Below are 16,469 nucleotides of genomic sequence, written 5' to 3' on the forward strand. Positions count from 1 at the left end.
TAGGAAAGAAGATCATTAAAGGTGGGATTATAGGAGTTATGAAGCCATTAACATAGCAAAATTCTCAAAAGTAGAAACATTATTTTAATAATTTGTCTTTTTTGAATCATACGAATATTTTCTATGCCTGTGATGGTAATCTTTGCGGAATGGAAGCTTTTAAACCCAAGCATTGGCTTTATTAGTTTTTTGATAAATCTATCAACAATATTATTTAGATATTTTATTTGAAGAACTGTAATCTTCAGAAATTTCTGCATTCAAATCATCAAGAGCAGCAGTATTACTGCCGCTTTTATCAATTACAATTTTCTCAGGAAGATAGTTACTCCTGAAGGCTTTACGAAAGAATGCAAGTGCTGCAGACTTGTCTCTACTAACACACAAGAGTACAGTATATAAATAAACCCATTTACCGTTTAATTTAATGTAAGTCTCTCCAACTACTACCAACCTGCTTCTTTCTTTTCCTTACTGCCTCATCTATCAGTGGTGATAACCCACCTTTGTAACGTAGCATTTTGCTCCCCTTATACTCATCATTTCTTCCAAATCTCGATAGCTCAAAGAGAATCGACATTTCATGTATACAGATAACATCCTCTGAAAAGCTAAATCCTTTGAAATATGGCAACAATTTTTGATTGATACGAAACATCTTTGCTTTTTTTTTAGACAATTATATCATTCTTCTTTCTACTTCCCTACAAATGCGACAGAACCGAAAATATTCGTATGATTCAAAAAAGACAAATTATTAAAATAATGTTTCTACTTTTGAGAATTTTGCTATGTTAATGGCTTCATAACTCCTATAATCCCACCTTTAATGATCTTCTTTCCTATGGTTTATAGATGTGACAGAACCGTTGGTAAACATGAAAGCGCTTTACAACATTTTTTATGTGAAAGCCAATGTCAGCTACTCAAATGATACCATTTGTTATAAACTCACTTTTACTCTATGGTCTTGTCGATATCCTGAACAGATACAATATTTTTTATTTATAAAATGAAGTAACTACTTATCGTAAAGTTGATCTATAGATATAATACTACCATTTGATGACTTTTCAGCACATTTCTCACTTTCATATTCTTTATCAGAATCAACGCTAAATACTAAAGTATCTCCTGAAATTTTATCATGAAACTCACTAATAGCAAAAAACGGTACAGTGACTTGTTCTTGTTTTCCACGAAAGCTCAAACTGACGCTAAACTTATCTTCAAGAACTTTTAGACCAAAAAATTGATGCTGTAATATAATAAGCATTTGAGTAGGGTATGATTCTTTCAAGTAGTCTGGCATGACAACACCATTAAAGCGCGTAGAAAATACTATTTCTAAGTGAGGAGTAAAAACATTATCTAATATAGTATTCAAAGCCTTTTTGATAACTTGAAATTTAGCATAACTAAGCGACTTCTGATAATCTGTTTTATCCATATAACCCTTACATGTTTGGGGGAACTTCTGTTACCCGGCGTTCCCTAAACCGTGCTTATAGCAATGAAGTTATAGTGCCTAAATTAAGCAGCTAATGCAACATTGTCTTCAGCAGCAAAGTTATCGTTTGCATCTAAATTGTGAACTCTTAGCGGTGGTATCTAACCGAGCAAAGCTACCATCTTTACTATGCATGTCGATCCTTACTCGCCCCCGTATCAATCAAAAAATATGGTGGAGGCGCCGAGTACTGCCCTCGGGTCCAATACACCTATTACAAGGTAATTTTATTGCCATAGTACAAAAAATGCACATCTTTATTATACAGTAGTATTGAATAAATGTCAAGTTGTTGAACGTAAAATCGGTTGTAAGCTAAAAAATTAATATAAAAATTACTTCGCCTATTTATCTAATCTTAGTATAATCAAAGTAGAGATATTTTTAGAGCTCAAAATCTATCTTCGTCTGCAGACTTTTTTATCAAATAATCAAACTCAGTAAAGAATGTAGAGTATCTTCTTCAGCGCAAATGGGTGCACACATATGCTTAATCTCTGTCGTATGTGCGTTACATTTTTTCTGTTCTTTATTAATAAATATGGGGGATTCTATGCCTAATTCTTAACAAAAAACTACTCAAATGCTTTTGTAGCTATTGAATTTCTGAGTTCAAGAAAGCAAGAGACAGTATGAGAAATGGCACAAGCCGAAAAAAAGATAAGTTGTGGAACAAAAAATGCAGACAACTGTGGAAAATTACCCACTGGAATCCAGACTTTGATTGTCAAATAAAAAATTCACATCTTAAAAGGATCATATACATTAATTTCCTTAATTTTCACTTTTTCATTTAATAATCTTAAGATGGGCTGTAAATCATCGTCGATTGATAAGCACAGTACTTCTCTATCAAGATAATTGGCTAAATGATTCTTCTTCTCAAGAATTTCTGTTTCTTCCAATAAGTCACATTTATTTAACACTACAATTTCCTCTTTTTCAACAAGATCGCTATTGTAAAGCTTCAGTTCATTATGCGTACAATTATAAGCTGAGATAACGTCATCGCGCGTTACATCAATTAAATGCAGTAAAATTTTGCACCTTTCTATGTGCTTTAAAAATTTGTGTCCGAGCCCAACTCCAAGATGAGCATCAGCGATTATTCCAGGAATATCTGCTATTACAATTTCGCTATAATCCACTTTTGCTACACCTAAATGTGGTCTTATAGTAGTAAATTCATAATCGCCTACTTTCGTATCAGAATTCGAGCAGCGGGTTAAAAATTTAGATTTACCTACATTTGGCATACCAATAATGCCAACATCAGATAAAACTTTTAGCTTCAATATTATATTTCTTTCTTCACCGGGCTGACCATGGGTAAAATGTCTTGGTGCCCTATTAGTAGCAGATTTAAAGTTAGTATTTCCAAGCCCACCTTTTCCACCTTTCACTACTTGAAATTCCATGTCAGGTTTATCAAGATCTACTATTATTTCCTCACTTTCTTCATCGATTATTTGTGTACCAACTGGAACTTTAAGTATAATATCTTTTCCTGCCGTGCCAGATCTATCTCTGCTCGTACCACTTTTTCCACTACTTGCTTTAATATGTCTTCGACAACGAAAATTAAGCAAAGTGTTGAGATTTGCATCACTGATGAAAATTATGTCTCCTCCCCTGCCCCCATTACCACCGTTTGGGCCACCAAATTCAACGAATTTTTCTCGACGAAAACTCGCGCAGCCATCGCCACCATCACCTGCTTTTAAATATAATTTAACTTCGTCTATGAAGTCCATGATAACCCACAATAATATTTAGCATTTTCTCCTAATGAACTTTCTATTCTCATTAATTCATTATACTTTGCAAGCCTATCAGAACGCGACAGCGAGCCAGTCTTGATTTGTCCACAATTCGATGCAACCGCTATGTGGGATATCGTTGTGTCTTCTGTTTCACCTGAGCGATGCGAAATAATAGCCCTATAGCCATTTGATTTTGCCATTTCAATAGCAGCAAAAGTTTCCGTAAGTGTTCCTATCTGGTTTGGCTTGATTAGTACAGCATTTGCCATTTTCTCCTCTATTCCTTTACTTATTAGTTCACAATTTGTAACAAATAAATCATCTCCAACCAATTGAACTTTATTCCCAAGTTTTACAGTAAGTAATTTCCAACCTTCATAGTCGTCTTCATTCATTGCATCTTCTATAGAAATTATTGGATATTTGCCTACAAGGTCAAAATAATACTGAACCAATTCCTCTGAAGTGAGTTCTCTGTTTTCAAATTTATAAACTCCATCTTCATAAAAAGTAGATGCAGCAACATCAAGACCCAGTGCAAAGTGATTTTTCATCGAATAACCGGCAGATTCAACAGCCTGAATTATCAAATTAAGAGCTTCTTCAGTGCTTCCAATGTTTGGTGCAAAACCACCTTCATCTCCTACGTTTGTGCTATAACCTTTTTTCTTAAGAATGCTGCTCAAGTTATGAAATACCTCTGCAGATATTCTGATTGCTTCACTGAAAGTTTCAGCACCAACCGGAAGAATCATAAATTCTTGAAAATCGAGTTTATTATCTGCATGTACTCCACCATTAATGACGTTAATTAGCGGAACTGGCATCTGCTCTTCCCCTACTCCCAAATACTTATATAACGGCATTTTAAAGCTGTTTGCTGCTGCTTTTGCAACAGCAAGAGACACACCCAAAGTTGCATTTGCTCCAAGTTTAGATTTATTTTTTGTTCCATCTAGTTCAATTAAAACTTTATCAATTGCACTCTGGTTTGCTGCATCCATGCCAATGATTTTATTTGCTATCACTCCACTCACAGATTGAACAGCTTTCAGCACTCCTTTACCACAATACCTTTTTTCATCTTGATCTCTCAGCTCCAATGCTTCTAGTTTACCGGTCGAAGCCCCAGAAGGGACAGCGGCTCTACCTGTTGCTCCATCACATAGTTCTATTTCTACCTCAATTGTTGGGTAACCCCTGCTATCTAAAATTTCTCTTGCAAATACACTGCTGATCGTCTTTTTCATCATGCTAAACCTCCACTAGATTCACAATTGTGTTCACGTTCGGGAAATGTCACCCCAGCGCTGTAACATTTCAGTGTACGAACATTGCAACCTACAGATAAACAGATAATTTGAGTAGCAGATGGTGTCATTCCAGTGCTTGACACTGGAATCCAGTTTTTATTATACAGCCACTTATTTAAAGTTAAGTCTTCTGGATCCCAGTGTCTGGGCACTGGGATGACACCATTCTTAATGGAAGCTATCCCCATATCGCAATGTCTGTACAGTTGTTTGCCTAGACACTGGGATCCAGTTTTACTACACAATTTTATCATATAAATCACCAATGCTTAAGTTTATTTTACTAGCAGCAGCTTTGCAGTTTCTTTCGCTAGTTTAGCTATATTACTACCAGCACCAATAAATAATACTACATCTCCTGAACTTGTCGAATTACTAATAAAATGTGAAATGAGTAAAGCATCATTCATAATCTTCACATCATTAAACCCATTACTGATCAAGGTTTTTTGTATATCATCAATTCCACAGCCAGGAATAGGCTTATCTTCTGGGGGATGGACAGGAGTGAGAATTAAATAATCAAACATCATGAAAATTCGTACGAACTCATCAAAAAAATTACGAATACGAGCAAAACGAAGCGGCTCGATAATTCCTGTTACCTTTCCTTTAGTGGTCAAACGTGCTGCTGACAGGGTTGCCTGTATTTCATTTGGATGATGAGCATAGTCCTCAATTAACTTAACACCTTTAATATCGGCAATTAAAGAAAATCTCCTTGCTACTCCTTTAAATTCCAAAAGACCTTTTTTAATCTCTTCATCACTAATTCCAAGTTTCACTGCAACTGATATTGCAGCCAGGGCATTGCTAACTTTATGCATTCCTATTGCATTTGATAGCACTACATTCTTTATAATTCTGGTACAAGGTTGAATATCTTCTTTTTGTCTTTCGAGAGCGAGTTCTTTTAATCGAAACACCATATGTACATTATCATCATCAATTTCAATACGCTGAACTAACTTTCTAATTATATTAAATTTAGTCTCCCAATCTACCTCTGATAAATCACACTTTTCCTTCGTTATATGCCCTCTTAACATCTTCACTTCTTCCCATACTACCCCTTCTAGTATATCTGCGCGTATTGATTTGCTGTTACATTCACCAAAACGTTTTCCAGGACAACGATAGTAACTTCTTCCTCCCTTAGCATTACTCATTCCATAATAAACGGATTTGCAACACTGACATATCACTAACCCTTGTAATAAGTATTTTCTTCCACTTTGTTGCATTTTTTCTATTTGTAGCTTTTCTTTTTCCACACTGTATCTCTACGACTTATATATATTTTGCCTATAGTAAAATACGCACATAATGAGCCAAATCAAGGAAAGTGCAAACCAAGTAATTGCGTATTCAAGATGCTTTATTGGCTGTATAGTCAATTTGCCACCAAAATTATCTTGCCACAATATACATTTCTCTAGCTTAATACCTAGATCATTGGAGATTTCTTCTGTACTTAAGGTAAACCATGTATTTGAAGCAATATCATTTTTGATAAACCAATTTTTGCTACCATCACAATACAAAACGCCATCAGCAGCTACTTTTTCAATTTTTGCTTTTTCTTCTTTTTTTTCTCTGACTATTCCTTTATTTATTAACATGTAATGTCCATTGATAAGCAACATAGGAGACAGCACATGATAGCCACGTTGACCTGCGAAAACATATAGTTCTATATCACTTAAAATTCCGTCGATTTTAACGTTTCTGTAGTTAAACTTTGAAAGATTATCACTAGGCAGTAGATGAATAACCGGAAGATCCATATTTTTGATAATATTATTCTTCCAGCTCAATCTAAATAACTGCCATAACCCGAGTGAAAAAAGAAGTAAAAAAGGTATAATGAAAATAAATACTGTTTTTCTTAACACTCTATATTTGTGTTCTCAAGTAATTTTCAATACCCATAAGCTCAATAAGGTCAATCTGTTCTTTGATCCAATGTAAGTGCTCTTCCTCATTTTTCAGTAGTTCTTCTAATAACATTACACTCACGAAATCCTTTTCTTTTTCAGCAACGGAAATTGCCTCTTTGATGCCCTTGATACCTTCTTCTTCTAAGTTAGAATTATCTTCTAAGATTTTCTGCATTGTATCTTTTGTGAACTTTCCTTCATACTTTGAGATTTTATTTGTATCTTGAAAATTTGGCATGCCCTTAAGCAGTAAAATTCTTTCTGCCAGCCTATTTGCATGCTCAAGTTCTTCATTAAGCTCCTTTCTCATCTTTTCTGCAAGTTTATTGATTCCGCTATTTTTAAGAATCGCAGAATGCAAAAGATACTGGCGTACAGAAGTCAGCTCATTTGTAAGTAATTTATTTAAATGTTCTACTATTTCTTTATTCATAACCTTTCTTTAGCTAATATACCAATGTAATCTACATAACAATCAAGGCAACATCAATTCATTTTTCTCACAACAATCGTATCAAATAGCACATCATGAAATGCCTGTTTCCTCTGAGAGAAGCAAGCAACTAAATACCAACTGAAGGTAAGCATCACTATAATCACTTCTAGTGTACTTAAAGCATTTACTGATGTTTGAAAAAGTTTGATAAAGGTGATAATTGAATTATTTAGCATAGGAAGGAAAAACTGAGAGATAGTGCGATCAAATGCTAAGCTCAAACCTATTTTAGAACTATCTAAAGTGATAGTATATATATTCATTAACTGTTGACCAGGAGTTGCTTGAGCTGTTGAAGATATAAAATATGTAAAGTAGCCACAATTTATACACATGTATGACAGGTGTAAAATTAATGGAAAATCCCCTAATGACAACACAATTAGTAAGGTTGGAATTAATAAAATTGCTACATCTATTAAATATGCGCAAAAGCGCCTGTGTACACTAGCGATCTCTGTCATTACCACCTATCTTTCAAATACTTTACTATGAATTCTGTAAGTTTATTAAAATGTTGAAAATATAACAAATCTTCATAACCTCTTATTGATTGTCCGTATACAATAGGTAAGCAATTTGCATTTTGTGCACATAGAATGTCTGTGATGCTGTCACCAACAAAAAACACATTTTCTCTATTTACAGGTAGCGTACTCTCCTCTAGTGCAAATAGCAGTGGAGTTGCAGATGGCTTATCTTCTGCAGTATCACATGATCCAACTATTCTTTCAAAGTAAGAATCTAGTTTAAAGTAGGCAACTTCTTGACGTAAATTAGTATTTTTCTTATTGCTAACTATCGCTAGGTAAATATTGTGGCTTTTCAGTGTCTGCAGCATTTTCTCTACTCCTTCATTCAGAGTAATATTTTGTAACAATGCATTATCTAGGTATTTTTGATATATCTGATTCGCTTTTTTCCACTGATCACCAAACAAATTGACCATGTAGCTCTTTCTTGATTCATGAGAATTTCTATCAACAACTTTACTGCCAGATCCCATCAAATCTAAAGTATGCTTAATGGCATTAGAAATATTATCTTGAGTATCAACTAAGGTATTATCCCAATCGAATACTACCGCTAATCGGCTATTTTTCATTTTTATATTGTGACGTATTTTAAACTAATAAGTAAATAATATTTTGATGATAAAGCTTCTATGTTAATCATTTTTACATAATTACCTAGTATACTTATTTTAGCATAAGCTTTTATATAGTAGGTATGATACAGCTTCAAGATATATCAAATATTGAGAAGAAATTTCAAGATGCTTTTGCAGGCGCTTTTCCAGAAAGCACGTCGCTGAAAGATAAAGTGAAGATTATCAATGAGTTGCGTCTAGATCTTAAAGCTTACAAAAGGCAAGTAACTAGACAAAGTCTCGAGAAAAGGTTAAAAGATTTTTCTATAGCAGATAATTCTTCACTAGAAGATAAAATCAAGACTATTGCAAAATTGAATCGTAGTCTTAGAGATCGAATGAACCGTGCAGCTAAAAAAGTAGCTAAAGATTTTGAAAAGATCGTCGAATTGAATCGGGAGTTTAAACCAGAGAACTCTTCATTGGAAGACAAAGTAAAAATTATTGTTGAATTGCACCGGGAACTTAAAGCTCAAAAAGGGCGTAAAGATGAAGTGAAGATTATTGCAAAATTGATTCAGAATCTTGAAGGTCGAATGGATCGTGCAGCTACAAGAATAGCTCAAGATTTTGAAAAGGTTGCTGAATTTAAACAAAAATATGAAGGAAAAGACGTTTTTACAAGTGAAAAAGCTGCAGAGTTTGAAAGTAGTAAAAAATCTCAAGATACCGCAACTATACTAGAAGACAAAATTTCTGAGCAAAATAAACAAGAAAAGACCACTGCTCAAACAGACAAAATTCATGACTCAGTTAGTGAAGCAGACACTTCTGGAAAAGCTGTTTCAGAAGATAAAAACTTTGAACAAGAAAAAATTTCTGTGCAAACAGACAAAATTCATGACTCAGTTAGTGAGGCAGATACTTATGAAAAAGCTGTTTCAGAAGGTAGAAACTTTGAACAAGAAAAGATTTCTGTCCAAACAGATACAGTAACTAAGTCACAACCTTCAGTAAGCAAAGATCCTATAAAAGATAAACCGAACGACAAAAAGCCTGAAATTTCGTTAAAACAAGTCTCAGTGGATAGGAATGCTACAGAAAAAAAATCTAATAATAAAAAATCTCAGTTGAGTGAAAAGAAAAATATAGCTCAAACGAAAGAAAATCAAAAAGAAGAAGGCTTTTTGGTACGTTTTCTGAAGAAAATATTCGAAAAACTTTTTGGTAAAGATAAAAAGAGTGTAAAGGATATAAAAGGAACTGCTCAAAAAAGTACGCTAAATGATGAAGGGCAACAACAAAATGAGCTCCTTTCAAATCAAGACCAAAGCGCAAGTGAAGGTTTAAAGCAAATTGATGATCCATCGGTAACGCCTGTCAATACTCCTGAAGTAGAAAAAACAAACACAGGTCGCGGAAGATAATGCACATAGCCTGTATAATAGACTTGCGTCACATAAGTTTATTATACAGGAGATTTTACTAACTTCTAGCTCTAGAATGAGGGTTGATTAATACGCCTGTAATAAAGAATTCAGCTTCTAATTTTCATAGCATGGACATATCTAGGTGACAATTAAACTACCGTCATCAGTATCATTCCAATATTGATAACTTTTTCTTGCATCTTGCCAATCTTTTTGGCTAACCTGAGAAACTTGTGGCCAGTTAATCTCGCCATTAGCATTAGATACTCTTTCCTTCTTTAATATAGCAGCCTGTGAATAATGATTAGAGTCACCTTACAACAAGAAAAAATTTAAAAATCCATAATCATAAATCATAAGTGTCCGCATAAAGAGTTGCTCATTCTATGTTAATCATTTTTACATAATTAACTAATATACTTATTTTGGTATAAGATTTTACGTAACAGGTATGACACAGCTTCAAGACACACCAAATATTGACAAGCAACCAGATAATAATGTTAAACCATTGCAGAAAACTAAGCAAGTGTCTAAGCAGAAAGGCATGGGCGCTCAAGACGGTTCTGTCGCATTTGTAGGGAAGTAGAAAGAAGAATGATATAATTGTCTAAAAAAAAAGCAAAGATGTTTCGTATCAATCAAAAATTGTTGCCATATTTCAAAGGATTTAGCTTTTCAGAGGATGTTATCTGTATACATGAAATGTCGATTCTCTTTGAGCTATCGAGATTTGGAAGAAATGATGAGTATAAGGGGAGCAAAATGCTACGTTACAAAGGTGGGTTATCACCACTGATAGATGAGGCAGTAAGGAAAAGAAAGAAGCAGGTTGGTAGTAGTTGGAGAGACTTACATTAAATTAAACGGTAAATGGGTTTATTTATATACTGTACTCTTGTGTGTTAGTAGAGACAAGTCTGCAGCACTTGCATTCTTTCGTAAAGCCTTCAGGAGTAACTATCTTCCTGAGAAAATTGTAATTGATAAAAGCGGCAGTAATACTGCTGCTCTTGATGATTTGAATGCAGAAATTTCTGAAGATTACAGTTCTTCAAATAAAATATCTAAATAATATTGTTGATAGATTTATCAAAAAACTAATAAAGCCAATGCTTGGGTTTAAAAGCTTCCATTCCGCAAAGATTACCATCACAGGCATAGAAAATATTCGTATGATTCAAAAAAGACAAATTATTAAAATAATGTTTCTACTTTTGAGAATTTTGCTATGTTAATGGCTTCATAACTCCTATAATCCCACCTTTAATGATCTTCTTTCCTATGGTTTATAGATGCAACAGAACCAGCCATTATACCGCTGCATATAATGGCTTTTCAGATTGCTTGTACGATAGGATATATATTGATTTTTATTACTAGTGCAGATACGATAAAGCTTTAAGCACTACAAGATGGAGCAATTTGAGAGCTTTTACATCACTACGCCAATATATTACGTAAACGACAAGCCACATATCGGCCACGCATATACTTCCCTTATCTGTGATGTTACAGCTAGATTTATGAAATTAGCTGGAAAGAACGTCAAATTTACCACTGGTACAGATGAACATGGACAGAAAATTGAAAAAGCGGCTAAGGTAAAGGGAATAGAGCCAAAAGAATTTACAGATGAAATAAGTGTTACGTTCAGAAAATTGGCTGAGCTAATGAACTTTGATTATGATGATTTTATTCGCACCACAGAAGAACGTCATGAAAAAGCAGTTATAGCTCTATGGAATAGGCTTGAAGAGAGAGGGCAAATATATCTGGATTCTTACTCAGGTTGGTATTCAGTTCGTGATGAAGCGTTTTATCAGGAATCAGAGTTGATAGATGGCAGAGCACCAACAGGTGCTGAAGTTCAGTGGATAAAAGAAGAGAGCTACTTTTTTCGTTTGTCAAGTTGGCAAAATAAATTACTAGAGTTATACGAAAATCAGCCGAATTTCATCTTTCCTGAGAGCAGAAAAAACGAGGTGGTATCGTTTGTAAAATCAGGACTTACTGACCTTTCGATTTCTCGTACTAGTTTTAATTGGGGAATAAAAGTACCAGGGAATGACAAGCACGTAATTTATGTTTGGATAGATGCGCTCACTAACTATCTCACATCAATAGGCTTTCCTAATATGGAAGATGAGGAATATAAGAAATTTTGGACAAACTCCTTCAACGTTCATGTGATCGGTAAAGACATATTGCGTTTTCACGCTGTATACTGGCCAGCGATCCTCCTTGCAGCAGATTTATCACTGCCAAAGCAAATTGCAGTTCATGGTTGGTGGCTGAACGAGGGGGAAAAAATATCCAAATCCCTTGGTAACGTTATAGATCCAATTGGTCTGGCAGAAGAGTTTGGTGTTGATCAACTACGCTATTTTCTCCTTCGGGAAGCAAGTTTCGGTCAAGATGGTAATTTCAGTAAGAAGAACATGATCAGCCGCATAAACTCAGAGCTGGCAAACAATATAGGCAATTTAGTGCAAAGAACAATTTCATTTCTGCACAAGCAATGCTTTGGAGTTGTACCAGTGGTCGATCGCAATTTGCTTAAAGATGATGAGAGTTTACCAAATTGCAAAGCCATAATTGATCAAGTAATGGATCATCTATCAAAGTATGAATTTAACCAGATTATACTCCTGATTATCAATATCTCTTCCAAGGCCAATGCTTACATAGATAAAAATGCACCCTGGACACTCAGTAAAACCGATAGAGAGCGCATGGATTTAGTAATCTACAAATTACTTGAATACATTAGAATGATTGGCATTTTGCTGCAGCCAATTGCTCCAAAGTCAGCAAAAATGATACTCGATCAGTTGCAAATTCCAAAAGAACAACGTGATTTAAAATCTCTGTGCAACGCATGTGTAAGCTTAGGCATTACACTGCCTAAACCTACGCCGATTTTTTTGAGGATCGATATTTAAAGAATCCTTAGTAAGCCGTTACAAGACTAGACTGAGTTGGCCGTTCTGTAGTTAGCCTTTTTAATTCAACAGAGTCAAAAAAAAGGTTCTGTCGCATCTATAAACCATAGGAAAGAAGATCATTAAAGGTGGGATTATAGGAGTTATGAAGCCATTAATATAGCAAAATTCTCAAAAGTAGAAACATTATTTTAATAATTTGTCTTTTTTGAATCATACGAATATTTTCTATGCCTGTGATGGTAATCTTTGCGGAATGGAAGCTTTTAAACCCAAGCATTGGCTTTATTAGTTTTTTGATAAATCTATCAACAATATTATTTAGATATTTTATTTGAAGAACTGTAATCTTCAGAAATTTCTGCATTCAAATCATCAAGAGCAGCAGTATTACTGCCGCTTTTATCAATTACAATTTTCTCAGGAAGATAGTTACTCCTGAAGGCTTTACGAAAGAATGCAAGTGCTGCAGACTTGTCTCTACTAACACACAAGAGTACAGTATATAAATAAACCCATTTACCGTTTAATTTAATGTAAGTCTCTCCAACTACTACCAACCTGCTTCTTTCTTTTCCTTACTGCCTCATCTATCAGTGGTGATAACCCACCTTTGTAACGTAGCATTTTGCTCCCCTTATACTCATCATTTCTTCCAAATCTCGATAGCTCAAAGAGAATCGACATTTCATGTATACAGATAACATCCTCTGAAAAGCTAAATCCTTTGAAATATGGCAACAATTTTTGATTGATACGAAACATCTTTGCTTTTTTTTTAGACAATTATATCATTCTTCTTTCTACTTCCCTACAAATGCGACAGAACCCTTTGACGTACTCAAAAAAAGAGAATAAAAGGTACCGATATTACGTATGCAACAATCACTTAAGGGGAAAGAATTGTGAATCAATAAACCGAACAATAGTAGCAGGAGAAGTGGAAAAAGAAATAATGAAGAAAGCGGAGCAGCTATATGAAAAATGGAGAGAAAAAGCAGAAGAGTGGAAAAATTTAAGTTTTGGAAAACAGAAAGAAGTAGTGAAAAAGTTAATAAGAACAGTATTGGTGAGAGAGGATGGAATAGAGGTGAGTTCTGAATCAGAGGAAAAATTTATACCAATAAAAAAGAAAGGAAACAAATGTGTAGTAATAGAACCAGAAGGAAAAACAAATAATGCATTGCTAAAAGCAGTGGTAAGAGCCTACCTGTGGAAACGGGAACTAGAAGAAGGAAAATACGAAAGTGTGAAAGAGCTGAGTGCCAAAATTAATATAGGTACAAGACGTATACACCAAATTTTAAGATTAAATTATTTAGCACCAAAAATTAAAGAAGATATAGTAAATGGAAGGCAGCCAAGAGATTTGAAGTTGGTTGACTTGAGAGAAATACCGATGCTGTGGAGTGAGCAGATGGAGAGATTTTATGGGTTTAAGCAAGCTGTCTGCCAATAAAAAATAAGATAAATAGGGAGTGTTAAATAAACTGTGTCAAATCGCATTTTTAGTTCAACTCGATTTTTAACCTACCAGGAAAAAAGATATCAAGTTGAGAGATAGTTAAAGCCCAATCATGTATAGGCATAGTCCATTTCTCTCCTGCCTTCTTTATAGCACAATATGCCTGTTTATACAAGGCATTTGTGCTAGTAAATGAGCCCTTGGTTTTAGTAAATTCTCGGCTATTTCTCTACTTGATATGTTTTTTTCAAATCATTCATGAAAACTTTTGCTCGATACATATTTCAGTGAATTTCTTATCTGATGTACTATACATTTCTGCTTTAGGAAATACGCTATTTATAGCTTTAGGAAAGCTTTTTAACACAAAGCTATCAGAATATCATCTACTCCTCTCTCCTTTAGGTCATTTAGTACTCCCAACCAGAACTTCACTTTCAGCCAAATAAAAACCCAAAACTTCTTTTCTGCCATTTTGCTAATATGTTATACATACATTTGCTTACACAATGCCCGTCCTCCTTGACCTTAAAAAACCATGAACACTATTGGATATACAGATTGCAGCGGACGACTGCGCCATTCGTTGATTACCGGTAACAATTTGTCAGTAATACTTGATATCTCTGCTGCAGATATTTTATATTTCTTCTACATGCGATGCTATATCCCATGCCACTGGCATATGTACTTAAAACCTTTGCTTCAAGTTCGGTTGTTTGCCTTTTTCTGACTACTTGTGGCTCGAAACTTCCTTCTCTATCTCTTGGTGTCAATAGTTCAAATACTTGTCCGTAAAGTCTTTGAATTTCTTCGGTTGTTTTCTTCGCTTTCAGCCGACAAATGGTTTTCTATCTCGCCTTCCCTCTAGCAGTTTTTTTATAAATGGTGTTAATGCTCCATCTCTTCCTGTCAATGGTTTTCCTTCTCGTATAGATGATAAGATATTTGTTTCTAATTCTTTATAGTCTACCAAACCGGTAGTTCTGTTTGCTTGACTCATTGTCAAACCTCCATTTTTTTATCAATTTATTACTTTACTTCTCGGTTTGACACAGTTTATTTAACACTCCCGCATTTCCAAATTTTGTGAAGATTCAAATTCTTCTTGCATATCCAGTATGTCTTCTATTACTTGCTGATCTTCATCTCTTTCTTCTAATTGAAATGCTGCTGCTGCTTGAGGTGTTTCTAGCAGTTTTTTTAATATTTCTGTGCGCAGTTTCTCTGGTATTGATTTCCACTGTAGCATTACTAGCATTTCATTGTGCAGCACTGACATTTTCTGTAGTGTTTTCACTTTTTCTGACAGTCCTTTATTTTCTTTTTGCAATGCTTCTATTTTTCTTTGCTGATACTGATTATCTGAATTTGTCATTGGTAATCCATGCATAACCTACTCCAAGTTAAAATTTAGATATTATTAATTAAGTGATACAGTTTCTTTAGTCAATCAATATATTATAACATTAGGATTAACAGCTAAAAGAATAGAATGAAATATCAGGCAATATCCTCTATAATTAAACTTTTAAGATGGAAAAATGACAATTCGTGTAGGAATTAATGGTCTTGGTAGAATAGGCAGAAGTGTATTGCGTGCTATTTTTGAAGTAGAAAACTATAGCGAGCAAATAGAAGTTGTGGCGGTAAATGGGTCGCTCAGTGCTGAGCAGCATGCACATTTGATTAAATATGACTCTGTTCATGGCAAATTTAACGGCGATATTGATTTTAACGAGTCTGAAAATTGGCTATCTATAAATGGCAGGAAATTTTCTTTATATAGAGAACGTAGCCCTGAAAATATTCCTTGGAATGTTGATGTAGTGCTTGAATGCACTGGTGCATTCAACAAGCGTGCGGAAGCAGCAAAGCATAATGCAGAGAGAGTAATTGTCTCTGCTCCAGTTTCAGATGCTGATGTAACTGTAGTTTACGGCGTAAATAACGATATGCTAAAAAAGGAGCATAAAGTGATCTCAGCAGGTTCTTGTACTACAAACTGTCTGGCTCCGATTGTACACGTTTTACACTCCAATTTAGGTATAAAAAGCGGTTTTATGACCACTATACATGCCTATACGAATGATCAAAATATTCTTGATGGCAACCATAGAGACTTACGTAGGGCAAGAGCTTGTGGCCTTTCTATGGTGCCAACTACAACTGGAGCAGCAAAAACAATTGGTTCTGTCATTCCTCAGTTAAAGGGTAAGCTAGATGGTACTGCTATTAGAGTTCCGGTTAGCAACGTTTCTATGGTTGATTTTAAATTTACGACTGATAAGAAGGTAACAGCTGGAGAAATAAATGAAATGTTTAAGAATTCAGCAAATCATGTGCTTTCCGTATGTAACGAGCCTTTAGTTTCAATAGACTTTGTCCATAACCCTTATAGTGCAATTGTGGATTTAGCTGGTACATATTTCACAGGTGATATCTGTAGAGTTGCAGCGTGGTATGACAATGAATGGGCTTTTTCACTGAGAATGTTAGATATAGCTTTATTGTAAA

At 34.6% G+C, this 16,469-nt stretch carries 13 protein-coding genes, 1 other RNA gene and 6 pseudogenes; 6 read left to right on the forward strand and 14 right to left on the reverse strand.

Going from position 1 to position 16,469, the window contains the following annotated elements; translation table 11 throughout:
- Window positions 1-36: 36 nt before the first annotated feature.
- The 11 genes and pseudogenes from ONG78_RS06005 to ONG78_RS06055 all read right to left on the reverse strand — a co-directional run bounded on the left by ONG78_RS06005 (window position 37) and on the right by ONG78_RS06055 (window position 8,127).
- Window positions 37-658 (reverse strand): annotated as a pseudogene (locus tag ONG78_RS06005) (IS6 family transposase).
- 363 nt (window positions 659-1,021) lie between these two features.
- Window positions 1,022-1,450 carry a ClpXP protease specificity-enhancing factor SspB gene (locus tag ONG78_RS06010; protein WP_264377925.1) on the reverse strand — a complete coding sequence of 143 codons (429 nt, stop codon included), beginning with the start codon at window positions 1,448-1,450 and terminating at the stop codon, window positions 1,022-1,024.
- A 16-nt stretch (window positions 1,451-1,466) separates the two neighbouring features.
- Window positions 1,467-1,802, reverse strand: a transfer-messenger RNA (tmRNA) gene (gene ssrA, locus ONG78_RS06015).
- 448 nt (window positions 1,803-2,250) lie between these two features.
- Entirely contained in the window at window positions 2,251-3,264 is a 1,014-nt protein-coding gene (gene cgtA / locus ONG78_RS06020; RefSeq protein WP_264375381.1) for an Obg family GTPase CgtA, read from the reverse strand.
- A complete protein-coding gene (gene eno, locus ONG78_RS06025; protein WP_264377926.1) occupies window positions 3,252-4,526 on the reverse strand; it encodes a phosphopyruvate hydratase in 1,275 nt (424 codons plus the stop codon). The genes cgtA and eno overlap by 13 nt, the downstream gene beginning before the upstream one ends.
- Before the next feature lie 66 nt (window positions 4,527-4,592).
- Window positions 4,593-4,741, reverse strand: a pseudogene (locus ONG78_RS06030) (WPE palindromic element domain-containing protein); the annotation flags it as partial.
- Between the two features lie 120 nt (window positions 4,742-4,861).
- Window positions 4,862-5,860, reverse strand: coding sequence for a recombinase zinc beta ribbon domain-containing protein (locus ONG78_RS06035; RefSeq protein ID WP_264377928.1), 999 nt, complete (start codon window positions 5,858-5,860; stop codon window positions 4,862-4,864).
- A 9-nt stretch (window positions 5,861-5,869) separates the two neighbouring features.
- On the reverse strand, window positions 5,870-6,481 hold the full coding sequence (locus ONG78_RS06040) for an SURF1 family protein (RefSeq protein WP_052264983.1): 612 nt from the start codon (window positions 6,479-6,481) through the stop codon (window positions 5,870-5,872).
- A 1-nt stretch (window position 6,482) separates the two neighbouring features.
- Window positions 6,483-6,959: a bacterioferritin gene (bfr, locus tag ONG78_RS06045; protein ID WP_264377929.1), complete on the reverse strand. Its 477-nt coding sequence runs from the start codon at window positions 6,957-6,959 to the stop codon at window positions 6,483-6,485.
- Between the two features lie 53 nt (window positions 6,960-7,012).
- Complete coding sequence (locus ONG78_RS06050; protein ID WP_064085312.1) at window positions 7,013-7,486, reverse strand: RDD family protein; 474 nt, start codon at window positions 7,484-7,486, stop codon at window positions 7,013-7,015.
- Entirely contained in the window at window positions 7,486-8,127 is a 642-nt protein-coding gene (locus ONG78_RS06055) for an HAD family hydrolase (RefSeq protein ID WP_010401658.1), read from the reverse strand. The genes ONG78_RS06050 and ONG78_RS06055 overlap by 1 nt, the downstream gene beginning before the upstream one ends.
- Before the next feature lie 125 nt (window positions 8,128-8,252).
- Between ONG78_RS06055 and ONG78_RS06060 the strand changes: the two genes are divergently transcribed.
- The 4 genes and pseudogenes from ONG78_RS06060 to metG all read left to right on the forward strand — a co-directional run bounded on the left by ONG78_RS06060 (window position 8,253) and on the right by metG (window position 12,487).
- A complete protein-coding gene (locus ONG78_RS06060) occupies window positions 8,253-9,539 on the forward strand; it encodes a lipocalin/fatty-acid binding family protein (RefSeq protein WP_264377930.1) in 1,287 nt (428 codons plus the stop codon).
- A 454-nt stretch (window positions 9,540-9,993) separates the two neighbouring features.
- Window positions 9,994-10,131: a hypothetical protein gene (locus tag ONG78_RS06065; protein ID WP_264375388.1), complete on the forward strand. Its 138-nt coding sequence runs from the start codon at window positions 9,994-9,996 to the stop codon at window positions 10,129-10,131.
- 38 nt (window positions 10,132-10,169) lie between these two features.
- Window positions 10,170-10,791: pseudogene (locus tag ONG78_RS06070) on the forward strand (IS6 family transposase).
- A gap of 166 nt (window positions 10,792-10,957) precedes the next feature.
- A complete protein-coding gene (metG, locus tag ONG78_RS06075) occupies window positions 10,958-12,487 on the forward strand; it encodes a methionine--tRNA ligase (RefSeq protein WP_264377931.1) in 1,530 nt (509 codons plus the stop codon).
- 143 nt (window positions 12,488-12,630) lie between these two features.
- Here the strand turns inward: metG and ONG78_RS06080 are convergent.
- Window positions 12,631-13,252: pseudogene (locus ONG78_RS06080) on the reverse strand (IS6 family transposase).
- 67 nt (window positions 13,253-13,319) lie between these two features.
- Here ONG78_RS06080 and ONG78_RS06085 point away from each other — a divergent pair.
- A pseudogene (locus ONG78_RS06085) lies at window positions 13,320-13,946 on the forward strand (recombinase zinc ribbon domain-containing protein); the annotation flags it as partial.
- Between the two features lie 49 nt (window positions 13,947-13,995).
- Here ONG78_RS06085 and ONG78_RS06090 read toward each other — a convergent pair.
- Together ONG78_RS06090 and ONG78_RS06095 are read right to left on the reverse strand one after the other, a co-directional pair.
- Window positions 13,996-14,955, reverse strand: a pseudogene (locus tag ONG78_RS06090) (IS256 family transposase).
- 60 nt (window positions 14,956-15,015) lie between these two features.
- On the reverse strand, window positions 15,016-15,345 hold the full coding sequence (locus tag ONG78_RS06095; RefSeq protein WP_264374825.1) for a hypothetical protein: 330 nt from the start codon (window positions 15,343-15,345) through the stop codon (window positions 15,016-15,018).
- 151 nt (window positions 15,346-15,496) lie between these two features.
- Between ONG78_RS06095 and gap the strand changes: the two genes are divergently transcribed.
- Entirely contained in the window at window positions 15,497-16,468 is a 972-nt protein-coding gene (gene gap / locus ONG78_RS06100) for a type I glyceraldehyde-3-phosphate dehydrogenase (protein ID WP_264377932.1), read from the forward strand.
- Window position 16,469 lies beyond the last annotated feature (1 nt).

The organism is Wolbachia endosymbiont (group B) of Philonthus cognatus, assembly GCF_947179345.1.
GTDB lineage: Bacteria > Pseudomonadota > Alphaproteobacteria > Rickettsiales > Anaplasmataceae > Wolbachia.